Here is a 23,997-nt window from a genome sequence, read left to right on the forward strand (position 1 = left end):
TCCGATCCGGGGCGAGGAACCGTCCACCCGGTCACTCAGCCGCGCACGAGCGCGTCGTACGCCTCGGCGAACCGCGCCCGCCGTTCCGCGTAATGCGCGACGTGCGCGGGGCGGGGCTCGTATGTCGCCCCGGTGGCCCGGGGCGCGCGCGGAACGTCGGGTGCCAGCACGTCGAGCGCGAGCAGCGCCGTGCCACGCTGCGTGGCGCGCCGCCGGGTCACGTGCGTGACGGGTCGGCCGAGTACGTCCGCGAGGATCTGGAGCCACTCCGGGTGGTCGTTGCTGACCCGGCCCGCCGCCGCGACTTCCGACACCCCCGGAGCGGCCGGGTGCAGTTCGTCGGCGACCCGCGCGTAGGTGATGGCCACGCCCTCGACGATCCCGCGGAACAGGGCGTCCGCGTCCGTGGCCGCCGAGACCCCGCCGAGCACGGCACGCGCGCCGCCGACCCAGCCCGGCGCGCGTTCACCGGTGAGGTACGGCAGCACCAGCGGCGTGGCGTCGCTCGGCGGTGCGGTGAGGGCGGCCGCGAGCGCCGGGCTGAGGCGCAACGTGCTCTGCGCCCAACTCACGGCACGACCGACATCGTTGATCGCCCCGCCGAGCAGGGTGCGTCCCGCGTCGACCCGGTAGTTCCACAACCCGAACGGCAGGGGGTCGGCAGGGCCGTCGAGCAGCACCCGCAGCGCACCACTGGTGGCTGTCGACGCGGTGAGCACCGTGGCGTCGGTCGCCCCGGACCCGACGTTGCTGGCGAAGCCGTCGGTGACGACGGGAAACCACGCCGCCCGAGCCAGGGCGGGCCAACGGGCCGGGGCCGCCGAAGATGCCGGCTCGGTCATGTCACGCGGCGAAGAAAGCTGCTCGGGGCCGATGCCCGCGGCAGCGAGCAGTTCGGCGTCGAACTCGCCGGTGCGACGGTCGAGCAGGCCGGTCCAGGCCACCGTGGACGTTCCGGCAAGCGGGTACCCGACCAGCCGAGCCAGGACGTACTCGCCCAGGGACCACCAGCCCGCGGCCTCGTCGACGACGCGCGGCTGCGCCGCCGCGAGCCAGCGCAGGCGCGGGGCGTGGTAGCTCGGGTGCAGGCGGGTGCCGGTGCGCTGCTGCACTGCCCGCTCGTCGAGCACCTCCCGCAGCGCCGTGACCGCATCGGCGCTGCGGGAGTCGGCGTAGGTCAGGCACGGGGTGAGCGCGCGTCCGGCCGCGTCGACCGCGATCAGCGAGGCGGCGAAGGTGTCCATCGCGACGCCGGCGATCCGGGTCCCCAGTTGCCGGTCCCCCGTTACCGCGTCGAGGACCTGCTCCACCTCTGCGGCCACCTGATCGGGGTCGATGACCGAGGTACCATCCGGCGCGACCGTGAAGGCGTGCGGCACCTTGTGCTGGAGGCCGTGAACCCGCCGGCCCGACGCGTCCTGCACACCGCCACGGGTGGCGGTGGACCCGACGTCCAGCGCGAGGACCAGCGGGTCCACCGCCGAGCCGAGTGCGACGTCGTCGTCGGTCTGGGTCATCGCGGTCCTCGTCACTGGCGGCACGGGTCTCCGGCGAGCCTAACCAACCCTGGCCGTGGGCGCTCAACGTGACCGGGTCAGGGCACGACCTGCCCGCCGCCACAAGCCAGGGTCCGGGGAACGCTTCGAGCAGGCGGCGACGGGAATCGGGTGTCAGGTCTGGCCGGATCTGCCACGAATCGCGGCTCGCCGGGCTGCGTACTGGTGGAGGACGCGGATGTTCTGGCAGCACCCGGCAGCATGAGCCGGCCCGAGCACTGCTGGTCCCAGGGCTCGGCTAGCCTGCCGAAATGCTCGTCTGGCTGGCTTCGTATCCACGGTCGGGGAACACGTTCCTGCGTATTCTGCTGCACCGGCTGTACGGGGTGCGGACGTCGGCGGTCTACGACATCGACGGTGTCGCGGAGCGGCTCGGGCCTGACATGGTGGGGTTCCGCAGGCGTCAGGATTCTCTCGACGCCATGCGGGAGTCAGCCGAGCTTCATTTCGTCAAGACTCACCGTCAGCGCGACGACGACGTGGACGAGTCCGACAGAGCGGTTTGCCTCGTCCGTGACGGCCGTGATGCGCTCGTCTCGTGGGCGCGCCTCGAGTCCGAGAAGCCTGGCCGCAGCTTCCGGGTGGAGCTTGAGCAGATGATCAGACGGGAGGCGCCACGGGGAACCGGCAGCTGGGGCAACAACGTGTTGAGCTGGCTACGGCCGTCGGCGCAACAGCGGGTGGTCCTGCGGTTCGAGGATCTGGTGAGCGAACCCTCGGAGTCGTTGCGACGGACCCTGGCGAGACTCGCGGTCTCCTTGCCGCCGCGCGCGGGTGGCGATGCCCCGTCCTTCGCCGCGCTGCACCAGGTCGGTCCGAGGTTCTTCCGACGCGGCCAGATCGGCACCTACCGCGACGAATTGCCGGGCGACCTGCACGACCTGTTCTGGTCTCGTCCGGCCAACGTCACAGCGATGGCGCTACTCGGCTATGGCTACGCGGCGGGGCGCGCCGACGGGCCGTGACCGAGGCAGGGCTGAGATCCCCGCACCAGGGCCGTGCCGGGTCGCGCACCTGATCCGCGCCTGCTGCCCACGGCGCGCTCCCACGCCGGGGCAGTCGCGCCTCGTGACCGACCTCGGTGTCGGTGAGCCTTCAGTTCACCGATGACCCGGTGGATGCGATGTCGTTACTGCGTGGGTGGGGCCAGGGGCCGGCCCGCACCTGACCAGGCCGGCGGATCGGTCCGAGGTGGCCGGCGGGGCGGCTTGGCGGACCGTGGCACGCTGGCGGGCTTGCCCAAATTATCTTAGTCATTAAGATAACCGCATGGGTATATCGACTGACTTCTCGGTGGCAATCGCCGGCGCCGGCCTCTCCGGCCTCTGCCTCGCCCAGTACCTGATGCGCGCCGGCATCGACGTGCACGTCTACGAGCGGGACCCCGGACCCTTCGTCCGGCAGCAGGGCTACCGGATCATTCTCGACCGGTACGGGCTGAGGGCGCTGCGCGAGAGCCTGCCCCGTCCGCTGTACCGCCTGGCGCTGGTCACCGGCGACGAGCCCGGCGGGCACCTGCGCTTCACCGACAGCCGGCTGCGGGACGCATTCACCATCACCTTCAAGGACGAGCCGCACGCGACCCGCCAGGTCGACCGGCTGACCCTGCGGTCGATCCTGATGTCCGGGCTGAACGGACGCATCCACTACGGCAAGGCCGCCGTCGCGGTGGAGAGCGGCGGCCCGGCCGGGCTGCGGCTGCGGTTCACCGACGGCAGGGCCGTCGCGGCGAACGTCGTCGTGGGCGCGGACGGCGTCGGCTCGGCACTGCGCGAGCAGCTCATACCGGGCGCAGGTCCGGCGAACACCCCAATGGCAGGCGTCTACGGCCGGTCGCCGCTGCGGCGCAACGGCGAGAGCGTCATCCCGGACGCACTGCGTACCAGTGGGGTCCTGGCCATCGCCGACCGGCCGGGCCGCGCCTTCTTCTTCACCTCCATGCGGTTCGGCGAAAGGCCGCGGGAGGCGTTCGCGCGCCTGGCGCCGGGCAGCTATGCGCCCACCGGCGACGACTACGTCATGTGGGGGCTGCTGCTCCGGCAGCAGGAGGTGCCCGTCGGCGTCCGCGGGAACCTGCTGGCGCTGCGGGAGCTGGCCGCCCGGCTGAGCATGGACTTCCACCCGCTCATCCGGCGGCTGGTCGACACGGCCGAGCTGGACGCCACGGTACTCAACCTCTTCGCCACCGGCCGGCGCCCGCGACAGTGGGCGGTGCCCCGGGCGACGATGATGGGCGACGCGGTGCACGTCATGCCGCCGTTCGGCGCGCACGGCGGCAACACCGCGCTCCGCGACGCCGTCCTGCTCGGCCGCAGGCTCGTCAAGGCCCGGGCGAGCGGCACGCCGGTGGAGGAGGCGATCGCCGGCTACCAGGACGAGATGGTGCCCTACGCCTTCCGCGCCGTCGACACCGCCGCCGGGCTGATGCGCCGCCTCACCGGGGACGCGGCCGCACCGCACTGGTTGCTGACCCGCGTACTACCTCGGCTGCACCGGGTCACCGTACCGGAGGCATGATTGCTGGCATGTCCCACGAGCCAGGCCGGGCGTCCGCGATCGCCGACCTCATGCGTGCCGGGCGGGAGACCTCGCGGCTGTCCATGGTGTTCCGGTACGCCATCGCGGACCGGCTGGGTCTCACCGTGAGCGACCTGGAGTCCCTGGACTTCCTGGCGGACGTCGGATCCGCCACCGCAGGCCAGGTCGCCGAGCGGACCAACCTCACCACCGGGGCGGTGACCAGCATGCTCCGCCGGCTCCAGCAGGCCGGCTACGTGACGACCGAGCGCGATCCGGCGGACCGGCGGCGGGTGATCGTCACCCTGCGGCCGGAGCGGATCGCCGAGTTGGAGCGACCCTACGAGCGGTTCGCCGAGCGGGCGGAACAGCTCATCGAGGGCTACAGCGTCGAGGAGATCACACTGCTGGTCCGGCACTACGACCGAATGCAGGCGATGTACCTCGCCGAGTTGGACCGCCTCCGCAGCGGCGACACCGCGCAGCGGTCTGCCTGAGGCGCCGTCGGATGCGGAGCGGACAGCGAACTGGACGAGGCCGGGGCCGCCCGGTCAGGCGCCAGGAGCGACGTGGCCCTGTCTCTCCGCGCCGGTGTCGAAGAACCTCGTCAGGTAGGCCTGCGGGTCCAGCTCACTCTCCCTGATCAGTGAGAAGACTTCCGCTCCGTGTCCCGGTTCGTCGAACAGTCGATACGCCTGAGCGAGCCCCGCGAAGATCACGTCGGGCTGCTCAGCCGCGTACTCGATCGCCTCTGCCTCTGCCTCTGCAATCGCCTCGTCGAAGCCCCCGACCCGCCACAGCGTCAGCCTCTCCTCATACAACTGACCCGCCGGGCCGGATCCAGCCCGGAAGACGCACCGCACCGAGAACCAGCCGAACCCATCCCGCCGCATCTCATCGCTCAGCCCGTCCATGCAGACATCATCCCGTTCCAGCCATCGAGCAGCGCGCCGATCATGAGTCGTACCCAAGTCTCGCCATCTGGGCGCCGCCCAAATGGCGGCTGTCACCGCCCGGGGGACGGGTTGGGCAGGAACAGCTCGAAGGCCCACCCCGGGCGGGAAGGCTGCCAGCCGGCGGCCAGGGCCTGGCGGACGCCGGCAGCCACCGTGCCGGGCAACACCGGCTGGCTCGGTAGTCCGAGCCAGTTGCCGGGATGGGCGCAGGGCAGCGCTGCCACCAGAACGGCGCCCTTCTGCTCCGCATGCTCGACGACAAAGGTCAGCGGTGACCACCCGTTGGCTTGACAGTAGGTGGGTCTGCGTCGTACCGACCAGCGGTAGGTCACGCCGTCCACCGTTATCCTTCGACAACCCTTGGTCGCCAGCGTCATTCGCGCCCCCGTCGGTAGCGGTCACCCTGTGGCGAGCACCGTAGCGACTACCCGACGTCGCCGCTATCGAGATTGCATGGCTCGGTGCCCAGGTATCTGGATCGGCTGCCGACTATCGAGGGCGTCGACGGGCGGTGGACCGGCAGCCCCTCCTGAGGTGAGCGCGTGAAGCAGGAAGAGCGCCGCCAGCACGATCAGGTGTGCTGGGTCCGGCCGACAAGGCATCGCCGCAGCACCGGCAAGGATCGTCGGCTCTCCGACCACGGTGGGCGATGAAGTGTGGTCCGCGGTTCGATGACCGAGACCGCTCCCGAACGGCACCGTTGTGGGCATGACGAAACCAGCTCATCCCCCCGCGCCACACCGCGGGTACTGATCCTCACCACGTTCGATATCGACGAGTACGTCTACGGAGCACTGCGCGCAGGCGCGGCCGGATTCCTCCTCAAAGACGCGCCACGGGACCGCCTCCTGGAGGCCATCCGGGTGGTCGACGCGGGCGACGCGTTGCTCTCGCCCACCGTCACCCGCCGGCTGATCCAGGAGTTCGCCGCTCGCCCGCCAATCGCCGTACGCCCTTCCCCACTGCTCGACTCGCTGACCCCACGCGAGCGCGAGGTACTCATCCTCGTGGCCCGGGGGCTGACCAACGGAGAGATCGCCGAGAGGCTGGTGGTGACCGAAGCGACCGTGAAGAGCCACCTCGGCCGCGTGCTGGCCAAGGTCGGCGCCCGCGACCGGGTGCAACTGGTGATCTTCGCCTACGCAAACGGAGTCGCCGCCGTCGACCTCGACGGCATCTGACCGTCCGACAGATCAGCATGCCGTCTCACGATGGCCCACCCGGAGACCGTGATCGGCAACAACAGCTGTCGCCTGAGACCGATCGCCGCCACTCGCTGCCGGTTCGCCATCTGAGCTGGAGTCGGTGGGCCGGGTAGTAGTTCATATCGCCCACAAACGCACTGCCCGGTCCCGTATCCGGGAGCGATCGTGCTGCTGCACGACGCCGGTGGCATCCGGACGACGCCGAGGGAAGGGCGCCATCCGACTTGACGTATTCTGTTATGGGAATATGATGGCTGCCATGGCACGAGCAGCGACGACGTCGGACGTCTTCAACGCGATCGCCGAGCCGCAGCGCAGGGAGATCCTCGTACTGCTGCGGGCGGGTGAGCGGCCGGTGACCGACCTGGCCCGGGCGCTGGGGATGACCCAGCCGGGGGCGTCCAAGCACCTGCGGGTGCTTCGGGAGGTCGGGCTGGTACGGGTCCGCGGAGCGGGCAAGCAGCGCCTCTACGGCCTGGACGCCCGGGGGCTGCGACCGGTCCACGAGTGGGCCGGCGGGTTCGAGCGGTTCTGGAACGAGAGCTTCGACCGACTGGACGCGTACGTGCAGGACCTGAAACAGGCAAAGCAGGAGGAATAGCTGATGAGTGCAATGGGACGAGGAACGCCGGAGCAGTCCGCGACGGCCGACCGCGAGATCGTGATCTCCCGGGTCATCGACGCCCCACGGGAGCTGGTGTTCGAGGCGTTCACCGAGGTGCGGCACCTGTCGCGGTGGTGGGGTCCGGAGGGGTTCACCACCACCACGCGGTCCTTCGAGTTCCGCACCGGCGGGGAGTGGGACTTCGTGATGCACGGACCGGACGGAACGGACTACCAGGAGTGGATCACCTGGACCGAGATCGTCCCGCCGGAAGGGATCACGCTGCTGCACGGTGAGTCCCGCACCGACCCGAACGCCTTCGAGTCGATCCTCACGTTCACGCCCGACGGGGCGGCGACCCGGATCGAGATGCGCACGGTGTTTCCCACCAAGGAACTGCGCGACCAGGCGGTCGAGAAGTACCACGCGATCGAGGGCGGCCAGCAGACCCTGAGCAACCTGGCTACCTATGTCACCGAGATCGTTCGGAAGGGAGCGGAGAGCTGATGGCCGGGAAGGTGTTCTTCAGCGTGTCGATGTCGCTGGACGGGTTCATCGCACCCCAGTCCCTCGGCGACCTGATGGGGCGGCAGTGGATGGAACTGCAACGGTGGATCTTCCCACAGCGGTTCTTCCGGGAGAACCTGAAGCTCGGCGGGGGCGGTGAGGAAGGGCGCGACAACGACATCGTGCGGGAGACGTTCGAGCGCACCGGCGCGAGCGTGATGGGTAAGCGGATGTTCGACGCCGGCGAGCAGGCGTGGCCAGAGGAGGCGCCGTTCCACACGCCGGTGTTCGTCCTGACGCACGAGAAGCGTGACGCCTGGGAGCGGCCGGGTGGCACCACCTTCCACTTCGTCAACGACGGCATCGAGTCCGCGCTCGACCAGGCCCGCGAGGCCGCCGGCGACCGAGACGTCCGCATCGCGGGCGGCGGCGCGACAATCCTGGAGTACGTGAACGCCGGCCTGATCGACGAGTTCTCGATCGCGCTGTCGCCCGTGTTGTTCGGCTCCGGAATCCGCCTGTTCGAAGGCGTGGACGCGGGCCGTGTGGCGCTGGAGCCGGTCCGTTCGGAGCCGTCGCCGCGGGTGACGCACCTGACCTACGCCGTGCATCGACGGTAGCCGCGCCACCGCTGTCGACGTCCCGGCACAACCATGGCCGCGTACGCGGATGGCGGCTGCCCCTCGCAGTCAGGTGATCGCCGGCCTGCGGCGCAACTCACGGATGACGCCATGCCGCCGCAACGCCCAGACCAGGCGGCGGGCGGGACGGTGCCGCAGGAGCAACAACGTCGCCTCCTTGACCAGCGTCAGTCGACGGCCGCGAAACTCATCCTCCGCCGCCTTCCAGACCAGGGTGCGCATTCCCTGCGACTCAAGAGCGTCGCGGATCTCGGCGCGGACGGCGGGATCGTCCAGAGCAGACCGGATCGACGACGCGAGACCCGGACGGTCGACGAGCTTCTCCGAGATCGCGGCGGCAAGGCTGTGCCGGATGTCGTCTGTCTCGATCAACAGCAGGATTGCCCCGCGAATCTCCGCTGTCTCCAGCGCCGACGACAGAAGCTCCATGACCCGGCGCCGCACCTCGTCGTCCTGATCGTCGACAGCCAGCGCGGCGAGCAGAGACGTCACCTCGTCAAGATCGATCAGGTGCCGCAGGCCAGCCCGGAAGTCGGGTCGTTCCCAAGCGGCGAGCAACACCGTGACCACCTTGCGATCCATGCCCTCACCTACCCGGTCGACACTCGGATCGAAACGGGTGAGACATGTCCAGGACCGTGCTCGGTCGCCCACCGGGCGCCGCGCTCGATCAATGGTCCAGCAGGCACGCTCATCCGTACCGACGGTTCGGTGTGCTGGGCCTGCGGCCAGGCCGGCACCGGCACCATCGACCATCGGATCCCACGCTTCCACCGCAGGACCAAGCTCGACGTGAACAACTGGGACCCGGCGTACGGTGTCAACGGCTGCCCGAGGACGACGTAGTTTCTCCCCGCCGGGGTCGACTCCGATCACCGCGATCTGTCGGAGCCGAGAATGACGACTCGACGGGTCGGTTACCTCGAAAGAAACCATGACAGTGTCGGTTACTGCGACTCCGGCGGCTTGGCCCTCTGCGGGTAGATCGTCTCGTGGCGGGCCAGCATGGCGACGAACTCGCAGATTTTGCGCTCACGGGTCTCCGCTCGTTTGACGGCGTTGACCCGGTGGATGAGGGCGAACCGGTTGGTCTTGGTGAGTACCTCGAACATGGCCTGTGCGGCGGGGTCGGCCGCGATGGCGGTGCGGAGGTCGGCTGGCACCTCGGCTTCCGATGGCGGGGCGTAGGCCGCCGCCCACCGCCCGTCCGCCTTCGCGGCTTCCACCGCGGCGCGGCCCGGAGGCAGCATCCGCCCCTGCGCCTCCAGCCGGGCCACGTGGGCGACGTTCCGCTGCGACCAGGAACTGCGGGCCCGGCGAGGGGTGAACCGGATCCAGGAGCTCTCCTGATCCCGCTTACGGGCCTGCCCGTCGATCCAGCCGAAGCACAGAGCCTCGTCGACCGCCTGCTGCCAGGACAGGGTGGTGACCGTGCCGCCCTTCTTGGTGAGGGCGAGCCAGACGCCGGGCGACGTGGCGTGGTTGACCGACAACCACGCGCGCAGTGCATCAGCGTCCGCGACGATCAACTCATTCAGCTCGACGGTCGCCATGACGGTCATGCTAACCGCTGCGCCGTGGCCGCAGCCGCTGCCTGTCGGCCAGATCGACTCGCCGGGCCGCCGGCGCAAACGACGCGACGAACTGGATGATCGCGGTACGCCCGGCTCTGGTCATCGAAATGTCGGATCGTCGCTCCGGCCACGTCGCTGGCCTGACAGCACCGGCGGGTGTGACGCCGCTGGGTCTGGCCGGTTCACCTGGAGGGGCATGGCTGGGACGAGTCGGACTGGTCGGGCCGGCGGGTGTCGGGGGTGAGGTGACCGAGCACGGCTGCCCTGGTCAGCTCGGCCTTGTTGCCCAGGCCGAGCTTTGCCCGGATCCGTCGGACGTAGCTGTCGACGGTGTGGTGGCTGATCCCGAAGGCGCGGGCGATCTGGCGCTGCGTACGGCCCTCGGCGATACGTCTCAACACCTCGTATTCGCGCACCGAGAGTACGCCGCGCCCCGCCACCGGTACGGAGGCGTCGTCCTCGGCCGCGCTGCCCGCTGGCCGAGTCCCCGGGGTGGACGGTGACCGGGTGCCCTTCCCGACGGCCCGGATGGCGTCCAGCAGTACTTCCACGGCGGCGTCTCGATCCAGTACTCCGACGATGCCAGCCAGCCGCCGGTCGACGGTCGAGGTGCTGTCCCGGGCGGCGAGTACGAGGACCGGGGTCGTTCGGGCGATCCGGGCTGTCGCCTCTTCGAGGCCCGGTTCGACAGCCGATTCCGCCCCGATGATCACCACGTCCGCCGACGGCTCTGTGGTCCCGGAAAAGGACGTTCTCGCCTCGACCACCGTCATTCCCGCCTCGCTCAGCGCCGCAACGAGACCGTGCAGATAGATTTCGCAGGATTCCACGATCGCGACACGCACCTTGTCGCCTCCCCCCGTAACAACGACAGCCGCATGTCGCGGCACGTCGTACCGCAAGCCGACGTCGGTCGATCCGACTCTCGGGTCACGTCGCCGACCCAACCAGCCTGGCCGATGGCGACTTCATAACTGCTTCAAACCGGTGTCCCGGCAGGTCCGATGCGGGTACGCCGGGTATTCCCGGACGCCGCCGCCCTCATGTGGCGAAATTCAGTGACATTGCGGCGAGTGGCCCCCGGGTAGTCTCGCCTCAGCACTGGCCGGAGCTGCTCGCCGATGTCGTCGGCGTACCTCGGGCGTCGTTGGATTGCGCACCCTCGTCATTACGCAGCGTGTGAGTCCATATCCATCGGGTACACCTCCGGCCCAGATTGACCACCACTCCTACGGAGGGCATTGGAGGAGAGCGGGTGCTCAAGGTAGAGGTCATTGACAGCTGCCCCATATTCACTCGCGGGCTGACGGCGATCCTGACCGCCCAGGGATTCCGGGTACTCGAACACCAGCCGTTGGCGACAGATCCGAAGCCCGCGCGGGAGGCGGATCTGGTACTGGTCGATCCGTCCGCGACCGGAGACATCAGCCTGGCGGACTTCGTCGCCGACGCGACCGGGACCACGGCGGTGTTGGTGGTGGGCACCTCACCCGGGCCCGCAGTGCTGCGGAGATACCTCGCCGCTGGCGCGGCCGGGTTCATCGAACGCCGCGCGCCGGCCGACAGCCTGGTCACCGCCGTCCGGACGGTGGCCCGAGGCGGTGAGTTCTGGTCCACCGTCGATCGGCAAGACGCCGGAGCCGACGGTCCGGAACGGGACGGCATCACGCTGTCACCGCGTGAGCGCCAGGTGCTCCAGCAGATCGCCGAGGGTCTGACCCACAACCAGGTGGCCCGACGACTGGGAATCAGCCCGCACACCGTGGACACGTACGTGAAGCGGGTCCGGGTGAAGTTGAAGCTCGGCAACAAGGCCGAGTTGACCCGAGCCGCCGTCACGATCGAGGCGCCGTCCGGTCCCGCCGTATTCCCGGTTCGCCGGCGGCCGTTGCTCCGATGACGTCACCGGAACGAGTCGAATTCTTCCAACGGCCGCGAGCGACGGCAAGGGCGGTACGCGATTGAGCATCCGCAGAACGGCCAAGCGCTGGCCCTCCACATCGGAGGTCGGCACGACGTTGTCCGACAAAGGATTCGAGGAAAATGTGCATCGGTTGCCATCTCTGCGGACGCACCGGCGGCACCTACGATGCGAGCCATGACTGGACGTACCCGCTGGGGAATCCTCGGCACGGGCCGAGTCGCGGGAAGGTTTACCGAGGACCTGCGCCTCCTGCCCGATGCCGAGGTGGTGGCCGTCGGCTCCCGCACCCACGACGCGGCGCAGGCGTTCGCCACCCGGCACGGCATCGGTCGCGCGCACGGCTCGTGGGCGGCGCTGGCCGCCGACCCGGAGGTGGACGTCGTGTACGTGGCGACCCCGCACGCGGTGCACCGCGCCGCCGCGACGACCTGCCTGGAGGCGGGCAAGGCGGTGCTGTGCGAAAAGCCCTGCACCCTGGACCGCGCGACGAGCGCGGAACTCGTCGACCTGGCCCGCGAGCGCGGTCTCTTCCTGATGGAGGCGATGTGGACCCGCTGCAATCCGGCCGTTCGGCGGATGTGCGATCTCGTCACCGAGGGCGCGATCGGCGAGGTGGCCGCCGTGGTCGCGGATTTCGGGTTCGCGGCGCCACCCGATCCGGCGGACCGGCTGCGCGCCCGGGCGCTCGGCGGCGGAGCCCTGCTGGAGATGGGCGTCTACCCGATAACCATCGCGCATCTGGTACTCGGTGCTCCGGCGCACATCCGGGCGTGGGCCGCGCTGAGCGGCGACGGCGTCGACGAGAACACCGGCATGGTCTTCGGCTACGACACCGGGGCGCTGGCGACGCTGAGCTGCGGCCTGCTGGGTGGCACGCCGAACACGGCGTCGATCACCGGCACGCGCGGCCGGATCACCCTGCCGCGCCCGTGCCACCGGCCGTCCGGGCTGGTGCTGGACCGCGACGGTGCGGCACCGGAGGAGATCGCCCTGCCGTTCGAGGGCAACGGGTACCAGTTCGAGGCGGCAGAGGTGCACCGTTGTCTGCACGAGGGGCTGGTCGAGAGCCCGCTGGTCTCACACGCCACGACGCTTGAGGTGATGGGAGTTCTCGACGCGATCCGCGCCCAGATCGGCGTGACGTACCCCTGACCTCTCCGCAGGTGTTACCGGGCGTCTTCCCTTGCGACGAACCACTGGTCCTGCACGTACCGGAATCGTCGGAAGAGGTCGCCGGGCCGGCGTTGCTGGACGGCCGCCGCCACCTTTCCCGCGTCGAAGACCATGTCGAGTCCGGTGCATACGGAGTCGTGGACGACGCCCACGGCGCCGCTGCCCCGCTCGTGCCTGCTCGCCACCTCCCGGGCCGCCAGCACGGCGAGCGCCGCGACCGCCGCGTGCCGGGCCCGTGGCGCGCGCGGGAAGAGCACCAGACCGGCGACGCCCGCCGCTGCCGCGATGACGAAAGGATTCCGGTAGTCCGGGGCGGTCAGCTCCGGGTGGCGCTGGCAGAGCCAACCCTCGGCCTGGCCGTAGCGGAAGACTCGCCGGGCGACGCGGCCGAGCCGGGTGGCCGTCATCGTGGTGTGCAGGACCACGGCGTCGGGGCTGGTGACGATGCGGTGGCCCGCCTTCCGGACGCGGATCCCGAAGTCGACGTCCTCGCCGCCGACGACGGTCAGCGTCCGTTCGTCGAAACCGCCGACGGCGCGGAACACGTCGGCGCGCACCGAGAGGTTGGACGTCGTGCTCCAGCCCATCTCGGCATATCGGCGCGGCCACGACAGATCGCGTTCGAACCAGCTTCGGTACTGCCGGGCGCGTCGCAGGGCGCGCAGCGCGAAGGTGTCGTCCGGCCCGTGCAGGTCGGTCGGACCGGCGACGCCGCCGACATCCGGCTGCTCCCGGTACGCGGCCAGGTGCGCCGTGAAGAACCGGGGTACCACCGTACAGTCCGAGTCGACGAAGGCGACGATGTCGTACGCCGCCGACCGGGCCCCGAGGTTGCGTTTCGCGCCCACCCGATCCGGCCCGCGCAGATAGCTGGCACCATGCCGCCGGCAGATTTGCGCCAGCAGTTGGCCCGCCGGGCCCGGCGTCGAGTCGACGACGATGTGCTCCCAGGGCACCCCGGCCGTGCGTCCGGCCAGCACCGTCGACCTGAGCAGTTCCTCCACCAGTTCCGGATTGCCCAGGGTAGGGGTTACCACGCTGATACCCGCCACAGCTACGGCCACACCCCTCATGCGATTCGGTAAGGCTTCCGCGGCTTTCGATCATATGGCGGAGCGGTGCTCCGGTTTCAGCCCCGTGAACTGGGGACATCGATCCGCAAGGCGTGACCTTGCCGACGGATGCGGGACGGGTTGAAGTGGTACGCGGCCCAGCGATGGGCTTTCGTTCCGGCGATCGTCAGGAGGGACGTCCACGGTGTCCAGTGTGCAGACGAAACCGGTCGTAGCGGCGGTGCCGCAGCTCGGCGACCTGGAAACAGCGCTGATCCCCGTCGATTCGCTGCATCCGGCGGACTCGCCCCGGCTCGACGGCGTCGACCAGGCGCACGTCGCGATACTCCTGGAGTCCGGCGCGGAGCTGCCACCCATCCTCGTACACCGCCGGTCGATGCGGGTCATCGACGGAATGCACCGCCTGCTCGCCGCCCGGTACCAGGGAAAGACCCATGTGCCGGTCGAGTACTTCGACGGTGACGACGACGCGGCCTTCGTCCGGGCGGTGACCGAGAACATCAGTCACGGCCTGGCGCTCTCGCTGGCCGATCGGAAGGCCGCCGCCGTCCGGATCATGAACTGCTATCCGCTCTGGTCCGACCGCCGGGTCGCCCGGGCGGTGGGCCTGTCGGACAAGACCGTCGGGGCGCTACGTCAGCGCACCGTGGACGACGCCCAGCCGAGGAGGATCGGCCAGGACGGCCGGGTACGCCCGATCGACGGGGCCACCGGGCGGCAGCTCGCCGGAGACATCCTCGCCGCTCGTCCCGAGGCGTCGCTCCGGGAGGTGGCCCGGGCCGCCGGCATCGCACCGGCCACGGTTCGTGACGTTCGGGAACGGCTGCGCCGCGGCGACAGCCCGATGACCGCGACCCAGTTGGAAGCCCATCGGGTACCCGGGGAAGGCTCGCCCGGGTCGCGTCCGGTACGGCGGTCGCGATCCGCCCGCCCGTACCGCGACGACGAGGTCCTCGACCCGCAGTCGATCCTGGAAGGGCTGCGTCGGGACCCGTCCCTGCGGTACACCGATTCCGGGCGTGCCGTGCTGCGCTGGCTGGACAGATACCTGGTCGGCGAGCCCCTGCCCGCAGGACTGGTAGCGGCGGTACCGCCGCACTGCCTGCCGGTCATCGCCCGGTTGGCCCGGCACTGCGCGGCGGCCTGGGCGGACATCGCGCAGCGCCTGGAGCACCACTCGTCGGTATCGAGTTGACCGACGGGTCGACGCCGGCCGCACGACCCGCACGATCACCCGGTCGCGTCGCTCCCGGTTGTCACGGCGTGGTCCCGCAGTTCGCCCGTCGCCGCGACGATGGCTCCGCGGAGGGAGGACTCCGCGCCGAATCGGGCGGAGCGGACGGGTGCGACCGGATGTCCGGGCCGGGACAGTGTGGCGGCGTGCCGGGCAACCTCGGCGACGAAGCCGGGAATCCCTGCGGCGAACCCGCCACCCACGATGTGCGCAGCGGGTCTCGACAGTTCACCCACGCCGGCCAGCGCGGCTGCCAGGGCCGCGCAACTGTGCCGTACCGCCGCCACGGCCCAGGCCGCACCGTCCGCGTAGCCCGCGCGAAGCTCGTCGAAGGTGGTGGCCTTCCCCCGGGTGGCGGCGGCTCGCGACAGCGTCGCCGGCCCCGACGACTCGGCTTGCAGACAGCCCCGCCGTCCGCAGGCACACCGAGCACCGTCGCGGTTCACGATCAGGTGTCCCAGCTCGCAGGAGCCCCGGGACAGACCCGGCACCAGGCGGCCCCCGGCGATCATTCCGCCGCCGACGCCGGTGCCGACACCGACGTACACCACGTCTGTCGCGTCCACCGCCCTGGCCTCGGCCACGGCGGCCAGGGATCCGTCGTCGCCGCAGACGACCCTGGCCTGCGGAAAGAGCGAGCGGAGTTCCCGGAGCAGGTCGAGACCGGTCCAGGTTGGTCGATTCGGCCACGCGACGACGCGTCCGTCCGCGTCCAGGGTCGCCGCCACGGCGACGCCCACGCCCGCGAACTGCCATCCCGTGGTACGTCGAAGGTCGGCGACCTGCGCCCGCAGCACCGACAGGTCCTCCTCGACATCCCCGGCGGGGTTCCGCCAGCGGGCCAGCGCGTGTCGCTCCTCGGCAGCATCGGCCCGGCCCGCCCCGCGCACGGCACCGAGGGAGACCTTCGTCCCGCCGATGTCGATACCCAGAAAGCTCGCCCCGGCCGCCGTCACCGGACGGAACGCTCCACCACTCGGAGGAGCTGCCGGTACAGGTCACGCGACCTACTCTGCGGGCAGGAATCCTGCCAGGGCTTGTTCCGGCCGCTGAAGTGCAGGATCGACGCGACCTCCTCGGCGCGCAGGAGCGATTCCAGGCTCACCACGTGTTCCGCGGAGTGCAGGTAGTCGGCCCGGCGGGCGACGATCGACATCGCGAACGTGTTCCACCGCTGGTCCAGCCGGAGCCAGTTGTCGTCGGCCGACCAGTTCAACGCGTCCTGGTCCGGGAAACGGGCGACCTCGGGGCGCTCGGCAAGAATCTTCGAGGCCCGATCGAGGAGGCCCGTCGACCGGCACTTGTCCAGGTCGAGCAGAAGGACGCCGGAGTTGAAATACTCGCGATCCGCGGCGAAGTCGAGGTGGTCCCAGGACGGCAGCGCTCCCCCGCAGCCCAGGGTCGGCCGCACGGGGTCGCGGACGGCGCCGAGAGCGAAGCCGTCCAACGGCTGGGTGAGGAGCTCGCGGATGTCGTCCATGATGAGCAGGTCGGAATCCAGATACAGCACCCGTGACTCGTCCGCGAGCACCTCGTGCACCTTCAGGCGCAGGTAGATGGCTGCCGTGAACCGCCGCCACACCGGAAAGCGAGGGTCGACCGGAGGGCTCTGCACCAGCTCCAGTCTCAGTCCCAACTGCTCGGCGTGGGCGCGGATTCGCGTCCGCGGGGCCAGGCTCAGCGCGTCGTGCAGGATGACGACCCGAAGCTCGTCCAGGCAGTGGCGGTGCGTGACGGCGAGAGAGTGGAGGAGAACTCTGACCGGCAGTTCGAAGTTGTCGTCCACTGCGCAAACGATCGGCGGAAGCGAAGCCAACTCCTGGTCCTTTCGGGACGGAATTTGACCACACCCGGCCACTCGACACATCAGCCGAACAACTGCGCGGCGCATTGTGCCCGTCAAATGCACCCGTTCGCCCCGGGCCGCCGCCGCGCTGTGTGATCAGGGCCAGAATAGCGCCCTGTCGTTGTCAGCACGAGGTACGTTCGACAACCGCGATTCCGCAGTTAAGCACCTCGGCTCCTCAACGGTTCGCACCCGGAACCCAGAGCACGTCGCCCTGGGGGTTGGCCGTTCTCGCCAGGATGAACAGCAGATCCGACAGCCGGTTGAGATACTTCGCCGGGAGGGTCTCGGTGCGGTCCGGATCGGCCTCGACCAGCGTCCACGCCGCCCGCTCGGCGCGACGGGCCACCGTGCGCGCCACGTGCAGTAGTGCGGCGCCCGGGGTGCCACCCGGCAGCACGAAGGAGTCGAGGGCGGACAGCCGCCCGTTGAAGTCGTCGCACCAGCCCTCCAGGCGCTGCACGTACGCCTCGGTGACCCGCAGGCCCGGTTCCGGTGACGGGTTCGCCAGATCGGCGCCCAGGTCGAAGAGGTCGTTCTGCACCGTGCGGAGCACAGCGCGTACCTCGTCGGTGAGCTGCCCCAGCGCGAGCGCGACCCCGATGGCGGCGTTGCATTCGTCCACGTCGGCGTACGCGGCGATTCGGGGATGGGTCTTCGGCGTCTGCTCGTTGTTGACCAGCCGGGTGGCGCCGCTGTCCCCGGCCTTTGTGTAGATGCGAGTGAGATGGACGGTCATAGGCGCCAGCGTACGGCCGTCAGTCGCCGTCGGTCCCCGATCCGACACCATCAGAATCGGCCGTGGATTTTGTCGCCGCCCCCACCTCGAATTACTGCCGGCGGGAAAACTCGAAGATTCCGTAGGAGAAGCCGTTCGCCCTCGCCTCCCCGTTGGCCACCTCGACGCCGTGTACCGCGAGCGGCCGGACGTCGCCGACCTCCACCGCCGCGCGGGCCGGCTCCGCACGACCGTTCACGACCACCAGATGGCCCTCGCCCCGGGCGTAGACGAAGGGGTAGTCGCGATTCAGCACCCGCACCGGGGCGGTGCTGCCGAGCGCGGGTGTCTGTCTGCGCAGCCGGATCAGCTTCCGGACGTGGTGCAGCAGCGAGGACTCGTCGGCCCGGGCACCGGCCACGGTGGGGCGGCCCGGGTCGAAGTCGACGGGCAGGTAGAGCGCCGCCGCCGGTGCGGTGGAGAATCCGGCGTTGGTACCGTCAGCCCACTGCATCGGGGTGCGCGAGCCCTGCCGGGCCTGGGTGTCGCACTGGCTGCCCTCCTTGTCCGGCAGACCCGGCAGGTACCGCATGCCGATCTCGTCGCCGTAGTAGATGACCGGCAGTGTGGGCCAGGTGAGTTGGAGGGCGAAGGCCGGCGCGACCATGTCCCGGGTACGCGGTCCGCAGGTCAGCCGGGAGAAGTCGTGGTTGGCGGTGGGCAGCCCGACCAGTCCGGAGCCGCGGGTCGCCGTCTCCGCCTCCTGCCATGCCTCCAGGAACGTCCGCATCGAGCCCCTGCCGTCGTGGTCGAAATAGCAGGGCTCGCCGTCGCTCCAGGGACCGAGGCTGCCGGTGTTGTTGTCCCACAGGGACCGCAGCGCGGAACCGGCGAAGTGCAGGAAGAAGTCGGCGTGGAATCCGGCCGGTATGGAGGTCTTCGGGTCGCCCCACTCCGCCAGCAGGGCGCACCCCGGATAGCTGCGGTCGATCCACTCGCGGATCTCTCGCCAGAGCTTCGCCGTCTCGACGTGGCCGGGATCGTCCTTGACGAGCGAGTAGGCCATGTCCATCCGGAAGCCCGAGACGCCGCGATCGAACCAGAAGCTCATGATCTCGCGCAGCGCCGCCCGGTTGGTCCTGGGGCCTTCGGCGTCGACGGGCTGCCGCCACGGCTCGGTCGGATCGGGTCGGGCGTAGCCGAAGTTCAGCGCCGGCTGGATGGGATAGAAGTTGGCCCGGTAGAAGCCACCCCGCCGGCCCTGGTTGGGCACCCACTGGCGCACCGGCGACGCGATGCGGTCCGACCAGATGTACCGGTGATCCCCGGGCGTGTTCGCCGACTCCTGAAACCATGGGTGCCGGTGCGAGGTGTGACCCGCCACCAGATCGAGGATCACCCGGATGCCCCGGCTGCGCGCGGCGTCGATCAGGGCCGCCGCGTCGTCGTTGTCGCCGTACCTCGGCGCGATCGTCAGGTAGTCCTCGACGTCGTACCCGCCGTCACCGAACTCCGAGGTGAAGCAGGGGCTGAGCCAGATCGCGTCGACCCCCAGCCACTCCAGGTGGTCCAGGCGCTCGGTGATTCCCGCCAGGTCGCCGATGCCGTCGCCGTCGGAGTCGGCGAACGACGGCGGGTATATGTGGTACAGCACGGCGTCCGCCAGCCAGGACAGGGCGGCACGGGGCTGGGACATGAAGCGTCGGGTCCTCTCAGTGGGGACCGGGTCCACGGGCCGAGCGCCGCTCGGGCGTGCACCGGTCAGGGCAGCTGTACGGACAGCCGGTGCCGGAACACGTTCCGGGGATCCCACCTCGCCTTCGCCGCGCGCAGGCCCGGATAGTTGTCCTTGTAGTACAGCTCGTGCCACGGGGTCACGGACCTGTTGAACCTCGGATCGGCGACATCGGCGTCCGGGTCGTTGATGTAGCAGCCGTCGGTGACGGAGTTCGGCACCGGAACCCCGCCGGTCTCCGCGTACACCGCTCCGTAGAACTCGCGGTTCCAGTCGACGTACCTGCCGTCGTCGGCGGGGTCGTGCCAGAGCACCGTCCACAACAGAGCCAGTGAGCAGTCCCGGTGCGCGAAGGCGGTGGCCTCCGGCCGCACCGCGTTGATCCGGCCGCCGAATCCGGCGAGCGAGACGGTGATGGTCGGGTTGTCGATGTCGACCCGGGTGAGATGGCGGTAGAACGTGTTGATCTGGTGGTCCGGTGGGCCCGCACGCATGAGCGCCGACTTGAAGTCTCCGCGCAGTGTCGGGTCGTTCTGGGCGCTGTTCGCCCGGGCGTGTTGTCGCACCAACGCCAGCCAGGGCACCCGCCGGGCGCGGGGCCGTACGACCGGGCCGAGACCCTCCAGGATTTCGGCGAGGTAAGCCTCCAGCAGCCGATCGGCCTCCGGGTGGCCGCCGTCCACCTGGGTGTCCAGCCGGATCGGGCCGCCCGACCGGTGGGTGAGCACCAGGCCGCCGGTCACCGCCAGATAGGGCGAGTCCGGATCCTTGTGCTTCTCGTGGAAGGCGCCGAAGTTCTCCAGCAGTCTGCCGAACCTCTGGCGGGTCATCTCGGGCCAGGGCAGGGAGACGGTGCTGAGCAGCATGTCGGTCGGCCGCCGTGGCAGGACCGACCGGGGGTCCTGCCCGACCGCGCCCGGCGAGCGGAACCAGTACCGGGTGACGACGCCGAAGTTTCCACCGCCACCGCCGGTGTGCGCCCACCAGAGGTCCCGGTGCGGATCGTCGTGCTCACGACTCGCCACCACGGTGCGTACCGCACCTGCGGCATCCACCACGACCACCTCGACCGCGTGCAGGTGGTCGACGGCCAGGCCGTGCATCCGCGACAGGAAGCCGAATCCGCCCCCTGCGACGTGGCCGCCCGCACCGACCGAGTAGAAGCTTCCGGCCGGGATCGCGACGCCCCAGGCGGTGTCGAGCAGCTCGTACACGTCTATCAGGGTGGCGCCCGGCTCGACGGCAAACGCTCCGCGTGCGGCGTCGAAGTACACCCGGTTCATCTCGGAGAGATCCAAGACCACCTGGACGTCCGGGTTGAACACGAAGTCCTCCAGGCAGTGGCCACCGCTGCGGACGGTGAGCCGCTTGCCCCGGGTGACCGCCGCCTGGACCACCTCGGCCACCTGCGTCGTCGAATTGACGAGGTAGACCGCTTCGGGACTGCCGACGTACCTCGCGTTGACGCCACGGACCAGCTCGCCGTACCGCGCGTCCGCCGCGGTGACCACGACCGGCTCGCGGCCGGCGACCTCGGCCGGTACACCGTTCATGCCCGTCCCTCCCCCCGTGCGGACGTTTCCCTGCCACCACGGCGCGGCGTAGCGGGAACCGTGGGGTCGGATGGGCGCCGTCGGCGGAGGAAAACGATAGCAACCTTCCGGGTACCCGGCGCCCGGCGCGCATTCGAAAGTCGACGCCGCTGCCGGTAATCCACGGTGTGCCGGCGCAACTGCGGAATCCCCGAAGTTGCGCACCCATTCGGCTCTTCGCCGGGTCGCATCGTCTGGATCGGGCGATGCGCAGCGGTGGCTTCGCCAAAAGCTCGACCACCCCGGCCGGCGGCCATAGGTTGGGCAGCAGAACGCTGTGACCTGTGAGGTGAGCGTGAGTGAGCTACTTCTGCTCAACGGACCCAACCTCGGCATCCTGGGGCGGCGGGAACCCGAGATCTACGGCACCGACACGCTGGCCGACATCGAGGCCGCCGTCGGTCGGGAGGTGGCCGAGCGAGGCTGGAAAGTAGTTGGGGTGCAGCACGAGTGCGAGGGCCAGCTGGTGAAAGCTGTGCAGGACGCGTACGACACGGTCGGTGCGATCGTGAATCCCGGTGCATTGATGGTCGCCGGATGGAGCCTGCGGGACGCACTGGCCAGCTATCCGCGCCCGTGGATCGAGGTACACATTTCGAACGTGTGGGCCCGTGAACAGTTTCGGCACGAGTCCGTGCTCGCCCCGCTGGCCAGCGGGGTGATCGTCGGCCTCGGCGCACTCGGCTACCGCCTCGCCGCCCGCGCCCTGCTGGCCCACGTCCCGACTGCCTGAGCCGCACCCGGCCGCACCCACCGCCGGCCCTCGAATAGCCGGGACAGATCTGCGGTGATCGGCGCTGCGGCACGTGCCCGCAAGCGGAACACCACGACAGACAGGACTGTGACGGAAGTGACCCGATGATAGATGTCGTCCTCTCTGTGGGCGATCCTCCCGCCGACCACGGCCATATCATGGGGGTCGTCGAATTCGGCTCCCGAGCACCGGCACCACACCTGGACGCGGGCTATCCGACGGTCGCGGTGGCGACCTGCGACCCGCCTGGAATTCACGTCCGCGAGATATGGACGAGTACCTCCGAGGTGTCGGCGGGTCGCCGCGACGACATCGTCTACAGCAGCGACGGCACACATCTCTTCGGCGCCCTCCGGTTGCCCCGTTCGGACCGCTACCGCGATGCGACCAGGAGTGCCTACCGGCAGCTACTGACGCTGATCTCCGACCTCGACTATCCACATCTGGTCCGGATGTGGAACTACATCGCGGACATCAACCGCCCGAACCACCGAGGTCTGGAAATCTACCGGGACTTCTGTCAGGGCCGGGCCGAGGGGTTCGACGACGCGGGAACGGCCATCTCCGCCCGCCTGCCGGCAGCGACGGGAGTCGGTGCGCACGACGGCGGCGTGGTGGTCTATTTTCTCGCCGAGCGGACCGGTGCCGCACTCCACTTCGAGAATCCGCGACAGGTCCCGGCCCACCAATACCCTCGGACATACGGACCGCGATCGCCGAGCTTCGCCCGGGCAACACTCCTCCCGGCGTCGAAAAGGCTCTTCCTGTCCGGAACGGCGAGCATCATCGGGCACCGGTCGGTGAGCCTGGGGCATCTCGAAGGTCAGTGCTACACGACTCTGGAGAACATCCGGATCCTCCTCAAGGAGGTGTCGGAGAAGTCGGGCGGCACGGTGGACCTGGACTCGTTCCGCCTGGTCAAGGGCTACGTGCGCCACGGACCCGACGCCTCGTACCTGCACCAGCGGCTTCGCGAGGTCGTCGGCCCCCGGGTCCCCATCGAGATATTCACCGTGGACATCTGTAGGAGCGAACTGTTGCTGGAGATCGAGGGCGTACTCGACATGCGTTTTCCCGACCACCACGGCGATGCCTGAGATCATGACCGCCGTACCGGACCTCGTCGGGCCGTACCAGCCGATCTGGTCGCGGCCGGACGTGCTGCGAAGGATGCTGCACAGCCTGCGACGGCTGCCGCCGCTGGTGGAGGCGGAGGACTGTGCCCGGCTGACCGACGAACTGGCGACGGTCACCCGGGGCGAGAGCGTCGTCCTTCAGGCGGGCGACTGCGCCGAGCTGTTCACCGACTCAGCGCCGGAGCGGGTACGCGCCAAGGCGGCGCAGCTGCACGAACTCGGCAGCCGCCTGCGCCGCACGGGTCGGGCACCGATTCTGGTCGGACGGTTGGCGGGCCAGTACGCCAAGCCGCGTTCACGATCGGTGGAGATCGGCGACGACGGGGTGGAGATCCCCGTGTATCTCGGCGACGCGGTCAACGACCGGACCCCGACAGCGGCAGCTCGGCGGCCCGACCCGCACCGGCTGCTGCTGGCCTACTCGCACGCCGCCCGCGGACTGCGCACCCTCGCGTCGGGCCGGACCACGTACGCCAGCCATGAAGCGCTGCTGCTGGAGTACGAGCGCGCCCTCGTACGCCCCGACCCGATCCGGGGCGGGGTCTTCGCCTCGTCGGCCCACACGGTCTGGATCGGCGAACGCACCCGGGACGTCGGCGGGCCGCACGTCGAGTTCGCCGCCAGCGTCAGCAACCCGATCGGGGTGAAGATCGGGCCGGGCGTCGACCCGGCCGAGGCAGCCGCGTTGGTCTCGCGTCTGGCCGGGAAGGGGCCACCCGGCCGCCTGAGTCTGATCGTCCGGATGGGCGCCGACCGGATCGGTGAGCGGCTGCCGCCCGTCGTCCGGGCCCTGGGCGAGGACGCGGCCCGCGTCGTGTGGCTCAGCGACCCCATGCACGGCAACACCGTCCGCTCGGCCCGGGGGCTGAAAACCCGCGTCATGCGGCGGATGACCGAGGAGGTCGAGCAGTTCTGTGCGGTGCTGCACCGGCACCGGGTCCAGCCCGGTGGGCTGCATCTGGAGATGACCCCGGACGGGGTGACCGAATGCGTGGAGAACTGCGCGGAGCTGGGTCCGGGGCCGGCCCGCTCCCGATACAGATCGGCGTGCGATCCCCGCCTCAACCCCGCCCAGGCCATCGCTCTGGTCGAGCGATTCACCGAGGTCCTCACCGGCGCCTGACCGCCCCGGGGCGTACGGCGATCGCGGCCCTGTCGGGAGGTGTCCGGCGGGGGACGGAAACGTTTGACTCCCGCTCGGGAGATCCCTACTTTGACCGAAGGCTGCCGGCTGACAGAGAAGCTTTCCGCA

Annotated in this window: 26 protein-coding genes; 14 read left to right on the top strand and 12 right to left on the bottom strand. The window is 70.0% G+C overall.

The window, feature by feature from the left end; translation table 11 throughout:
* Positions 1–35: 35 nt before the first annotated feature.
* Positions 36–1,517: a gluconokinase gene (locus C6W10_RS21570; RefSeq protein ID WP_107259978.1), complete on the bottom strand. Its 1,482-nt coding sequence runs from the start codon at positions 1,515–1,517 to the stop codon at positions 36–38.
* Between the two features lie 290 nt (positions 1,518–1,807).
* On the opposite strand from C6W10_RS21570, the gene C6W10_RS21575 reads away from it, so the two are divergent.
* The 3 genes from C6W10_RS21575 (at position 1,808) to C6W10_RS21585 (ending at position 4,570) form a co-directional block, all read left to right on the top strand.
* Complete coding sequence (locus tag C6W10_RS21575; protein ID WP_107259979.1) at positions 1,808–2,521, top strand: sulfotransferase domain-containing protein; 714 nt, start codon at positions 1,808–1,810, stop codon at positions 2,519–2,521.
* Positions 2,522–2,825: 304 nt separating this feature from the next.
* Positions 2,826–4,073 carry an NAD(P)/FAD-dependent oxidoreductase gene (locus C6W10_RS21580; protein ID WP_107259981.1) on the top strand — a complete coding sequence of 416 codons (1,248 nt, stop codon included), beginning with the start codon at positions 2,826–2,828 and terminating at the stop codon, positions 4,071–4,073.
* 8 nt (positions 4,074–4,081) lie between these two features.
* Positions 4,082–4,570 (top strand): MarR family transcriptional regulator, encoded by a 489-nt coding sequence (locus tag C6W10_RS21585; protein WP_234361374.1) that lies wholly within the window; start codon positions 4,082–4,084, stop codon positions 4,568–4,570.
* 54 nt (positions 4,571–4,624) lie between these two features.
* Here the strand turns inward: C6W10_RS21585 and C6W10_RS21590 are convergent, their stop codons facing one another.
* Both C6W10_RS21590 and C6W10_RS21595 read right to left on the bottom strand, forming a co-directional pair.
* Positions 4,625–4,987: a hypothetical protein gene (locus C6W10_RS21590; RefSeq protein WP_199853717.1), complete on the bottom strand. Its 363-nt coding sequence runs from the start codon at positions 4,985–4,987 to the stop codon at positions 4,625–4,627.
* A 92-nt stretch (positions 4,988–5,079) separates the two neighbouring features.
* Complete coding sequence (locus tag C6W10_RS21595; RefSeq protein ID WP_234361375.1) at positions 5,080–5,370, bottom strand: hypothetical protein; 291 nt, start codon at positions 5,368–5,370, stop codon at positions 5,080–5,082.
* A gap of 330 nt (positions 5,371–5,700) precedes the next feature.
* Between C6W10_RS21595 and C6W10_RS21600 the strand changes: the two genes are divergently transcribed.
* From C6W10_RS21600 to C6W10_RS21615, 4 genes are all read left to right on the top strand, one after another.
* On the top strand, positions 5,701–6,210 hold the full coding sequence (locus C6W10_RS21600) for a response regulator transcription factor (protein WP_107264169.1): 510 nt from the start codon (positions 5,701–5,703) through the stop codon (positions 6,208–6,210).
* 283 nt (positions 6,211–6,493) lie between these two features.
* A complete protein-coding gene (locus tag C6W10_RS21605; protein WP_107259987.1) occupies positions 6,494–6,835 on the top strand; it encodes a helix-turn-helix transcriptional regulator in 342 nt (113 codons plus the stop codon).
* 3 nt (positions 6,836–6,838) lie between these two features.
* Positions 6,839–7,345: an SRPBCC family protein gene (locus C6W10_RS21610; protein ID WP_107259989.1), complete on the top strand. Its 507-nt coding sequence runs from the start codon at positions 6,839–6,841 to the stop codon at positions 7,343–7,345.
* Positions 7,345–7,965, top strand: a complete 621-nt coding sequence (locus tag C6W10_RS21615) for a dihydrofolate reductase family protein (RefSeq protein WP_107259991.1) — start codon at positions 7,345–7,347, stop codon at positions 7,963–7,965. The genes C6W10_RS21610 and C6W10_RS21615 overlap by 1 nt, the downstream gene beginning before the upstream one ends.
* A 69-nt stretch (positions 7,966–8,034) precedes the next feature.
* Here the strand turns inward: C6W10_RS21615 and C6W10_RS21620 are convergent, their stop codons facing one another.
* Positions 8,035–8,568 (bottom strand): hypothetical protein, encoded by a 534-nt coding sequence (locus C6W10_RS21620; RefSeq protein ID WP_107259993.1) that lies wholly within the window; start codon positions 8,566–8,568, stop codon positions 8,035–8,037.
* A gap of 129 nt (positions 8,569–8,697) precedes the next feature.
* Between C6W10_RS21620 and C6W10_RS39230 the strand changes: the two genes are divergently transcribed.
* The gene (locus C6W10_RS39230) at positions 8,698–8,832 is read left to right on the top strand and encodes a hypothetical protein (protein WP_255419603.1); all 135 of its coding nucleotides are present in this window, start codon (positions 8,698–8,700) and stop codon (positions 8,830–8,832) included.
* Between the two features lie 101 nt (positions 8,833–8,933).
* On the opposite strand, the gene C6W10_RS21625 is transcribed toward C6W10_RS39230, so the two are convergent.
* Both C6W10_RS21625 and C6W10_RS21630 read right to left on the bottom strand, forming a co-directional pair.
* Positions 8,934–9,539, bottom strand: a complete 606-nt coding sequence (locus C6W10_RS21625; protein ID WP_107264170.1) for a YdeI family protein — start codon at positions 9,537–9,539, stop codon at positions 8,934–8,936.
* Between the two features lie 203 nt (positions 9,540–9,742).
* The gene (locus C6W10_RS21630; protein ID WP_159104700.1) at positions 9,743–10,390 is read right to left on the bottom strand and encodes a response regulator transcription factor; all 648 of its coding nucleotides are present in this window, start codon (positions 10,388–10,390) and stop codon (positions 9,743–9,745) included.
* Positions 10,391–10,815: 425 nt separating this feature from the next.
* Here C6W10_RS21630 and C6W10_RS21635 point away from each other — a divergent pair, with 425 nt between their 5' ends.
* Both C6W10_RS21635 and C6W10_RS21640 read left to right on the top strand, forming a co-directional pair.
* On the top strand, positions 10,816–11,460 hold the full coding sequence (locus C6W10_RS21635; RefSeq protein WP_199853718.1) for a response regulator transcription factor: 645 nt from the start codon (positions 10,816–10,818) through the stop codon (positions 11,458–11,460).
* 198 nt (positions 11,461–11,658) lie between these two features.
* Positions 11,659–12,636, top strand: a complete 978-nt coding sequence (locus C6W10_RS21640; RefSeq protein ID WP_107259997.1) for a Gfo/Idh/MocA family protein — start codon at positions 11,659–11,661, stop codon at positions 12,634–12,636.
* 14 nt (positions 12,637–12,650) lie between these two features.
* Here C6W10_RS21640 and C6W10_RS21645 read toward each other — a convergent pair whose 3' ends face one another.
* A complete protein-coding gene (locus tag C6W10_RS21645; RefSeq protein ID WP_159104701.1) occupies positions 12,651–13,694 on the bottom strand; it encodes a glycosyltransferase in 1,044 nt (347 codons plus the stop codon).
* Between the two features lie 220 nt (positions 13,695–13,914).
* On the opposite strand from C6W10_RS21645, the gene C6W10_RS21650 reads away from it, so the two are divergent.
* Positions 13,915–14,925: a ParB N-terminal domain-containing protein gene (locus tag C6W10_RS21650; RefSeq protein ID WP_107260001.1), complete on the top strand. Its 1,011-nt coding sequence runs from the start codon at positions 13,915–13,917 to the stop codon at positions 14,923–14,925.
* A 35-nt stretch (positions 14,926–14,960) separates the two neighbouring features.
* Here C6W10_RS21650 and C6W10_RS21655 read toward each other — a convergent pair whose 3' ends face one another.
* The 5 genes from C6W10_RS21655 to C6W10_RS21675 all read right to left on the bottom strand — a co-directional run bounded on the left by C6W10_RS21655 (position 14,961) and on the right by C6W10_RS21675 (position 20,816).
* Entirely contained in the window at positions 14,961–15,920 is a 960-nt protein-coding gene (locus C6W10_RS21655; protein ID WP_107260003.1) for an ROK family protein, read from the bottom strand.
* Entirely contained in the window at positions 15,917–16,750 is an 834-nt protein-coding gene (locus C6W10_RS21660) for a glycosyltransferase family 8 protein (protein WP_159104702.1), read from the bottom strand. Before C6W10_RS21660 ends, C6W10_RS21655 begins: the two co-directional genes overlap by 4 nt.
* Positions 16,751–16,988: 238 nt before the next feature.
* Positions 16,989–17,549 (bottom strand): cob(I)yrinic acid a,c-diamide adenosyltransferase, encoded by a 561-nt coding sequence (locus C6W10_RS21665; RefSeq protein WP_107260007.1) that lies wholly within the window; start codon positions 17,547–17,549, stop codon positions 16,989–16,991.
* 91 nt (positions 17,550–17,640) lie between these two features.
* Positions 17,641–19,224, bottom strand: a complete 1,584-nt coding sequence (locus C6W10_RS21670; protein WP_107260009.1) for an alpha-amylase family glycosyl hydrolase — start codon at positions 19,222–19,224, stop codon at positions 17,641–17,643.
* A gap of 65 nt (positions 19,225–19,289) precedes the next feature.
* Positions 19,290–20,816 carry an FAD-binding oxidoreductase gene (locus C6W10_RS21675; RefSeq protein WP_107260011.1) on the bottom strand — a complete coding sequence of 509 codons (1,527 nt, stop codon included), beginning with the start codon at positions 20,814–20,816 and terminating at the stop codon, positions 19,290–19,292.
* 334 nt (positions 20,817–21,150) lie between these two features.
* Here C6W10_RS21675 and C6W10_RS21680 point away from each other — a divergent pair, with 334 nt between their 5' ends.
* From C6W10_RS21680 to C6W10_RS21690, 3 genes are all read left to right on the top strand, one after another.
* Positions 21,151–21,588: a type II 3-dehydroquinate dehydratase gene (locus C6W10_RS21680; protein ID WP_107264172.1), complete on the top strand. Its 438-nt coding sequence runs from the start codon at positions 21,151–21,153 to the stop codon at positions 21,586–21,588.
* Positions 21,589–21,713: 125 nt separating this feature from the next.
* The gene (locus C6W10_RS21685; protein WP_107260013.1) at positions 21,714–22,706 is read left to right on the top strand and encodes an FkbO/Hyg5 family chorismatase; all 993 of its coding nucleotides are present in this window, start codon (positions 21,714–21,716) and stop codon (positions 22,704–22,706) included.
* Positions 22,699–23,868 carry a 3-deoxy-7-phosphoheptulonate synthase gene (locus C6W10_RS21690; RefSeq protein ID WP_199853719.1) on the top strand — a complete coding sequence of 390 codons (1,170 nt, stop codon included), beginning with the start codon at positions 22,699–22,701 and terminating at the stop codon, positions 23,866–23,868. Before C6W10_RS21685 ends, C6W10_RS21690 begins: the two co-directional genes overlap by 8 nt.
* Positions 23,869–23,997 lie beyond the last annotated feature (129 nt).

Origin of the sequence: Plantactinospora sp. BB1, from assembly GCF_003030385.1 — a bacterium.
Lineage (GTDB): Bacteria > Actinomycetota > Actinomycetes > Mycobacteriales > Micromonosporaceae > Plantactinospora.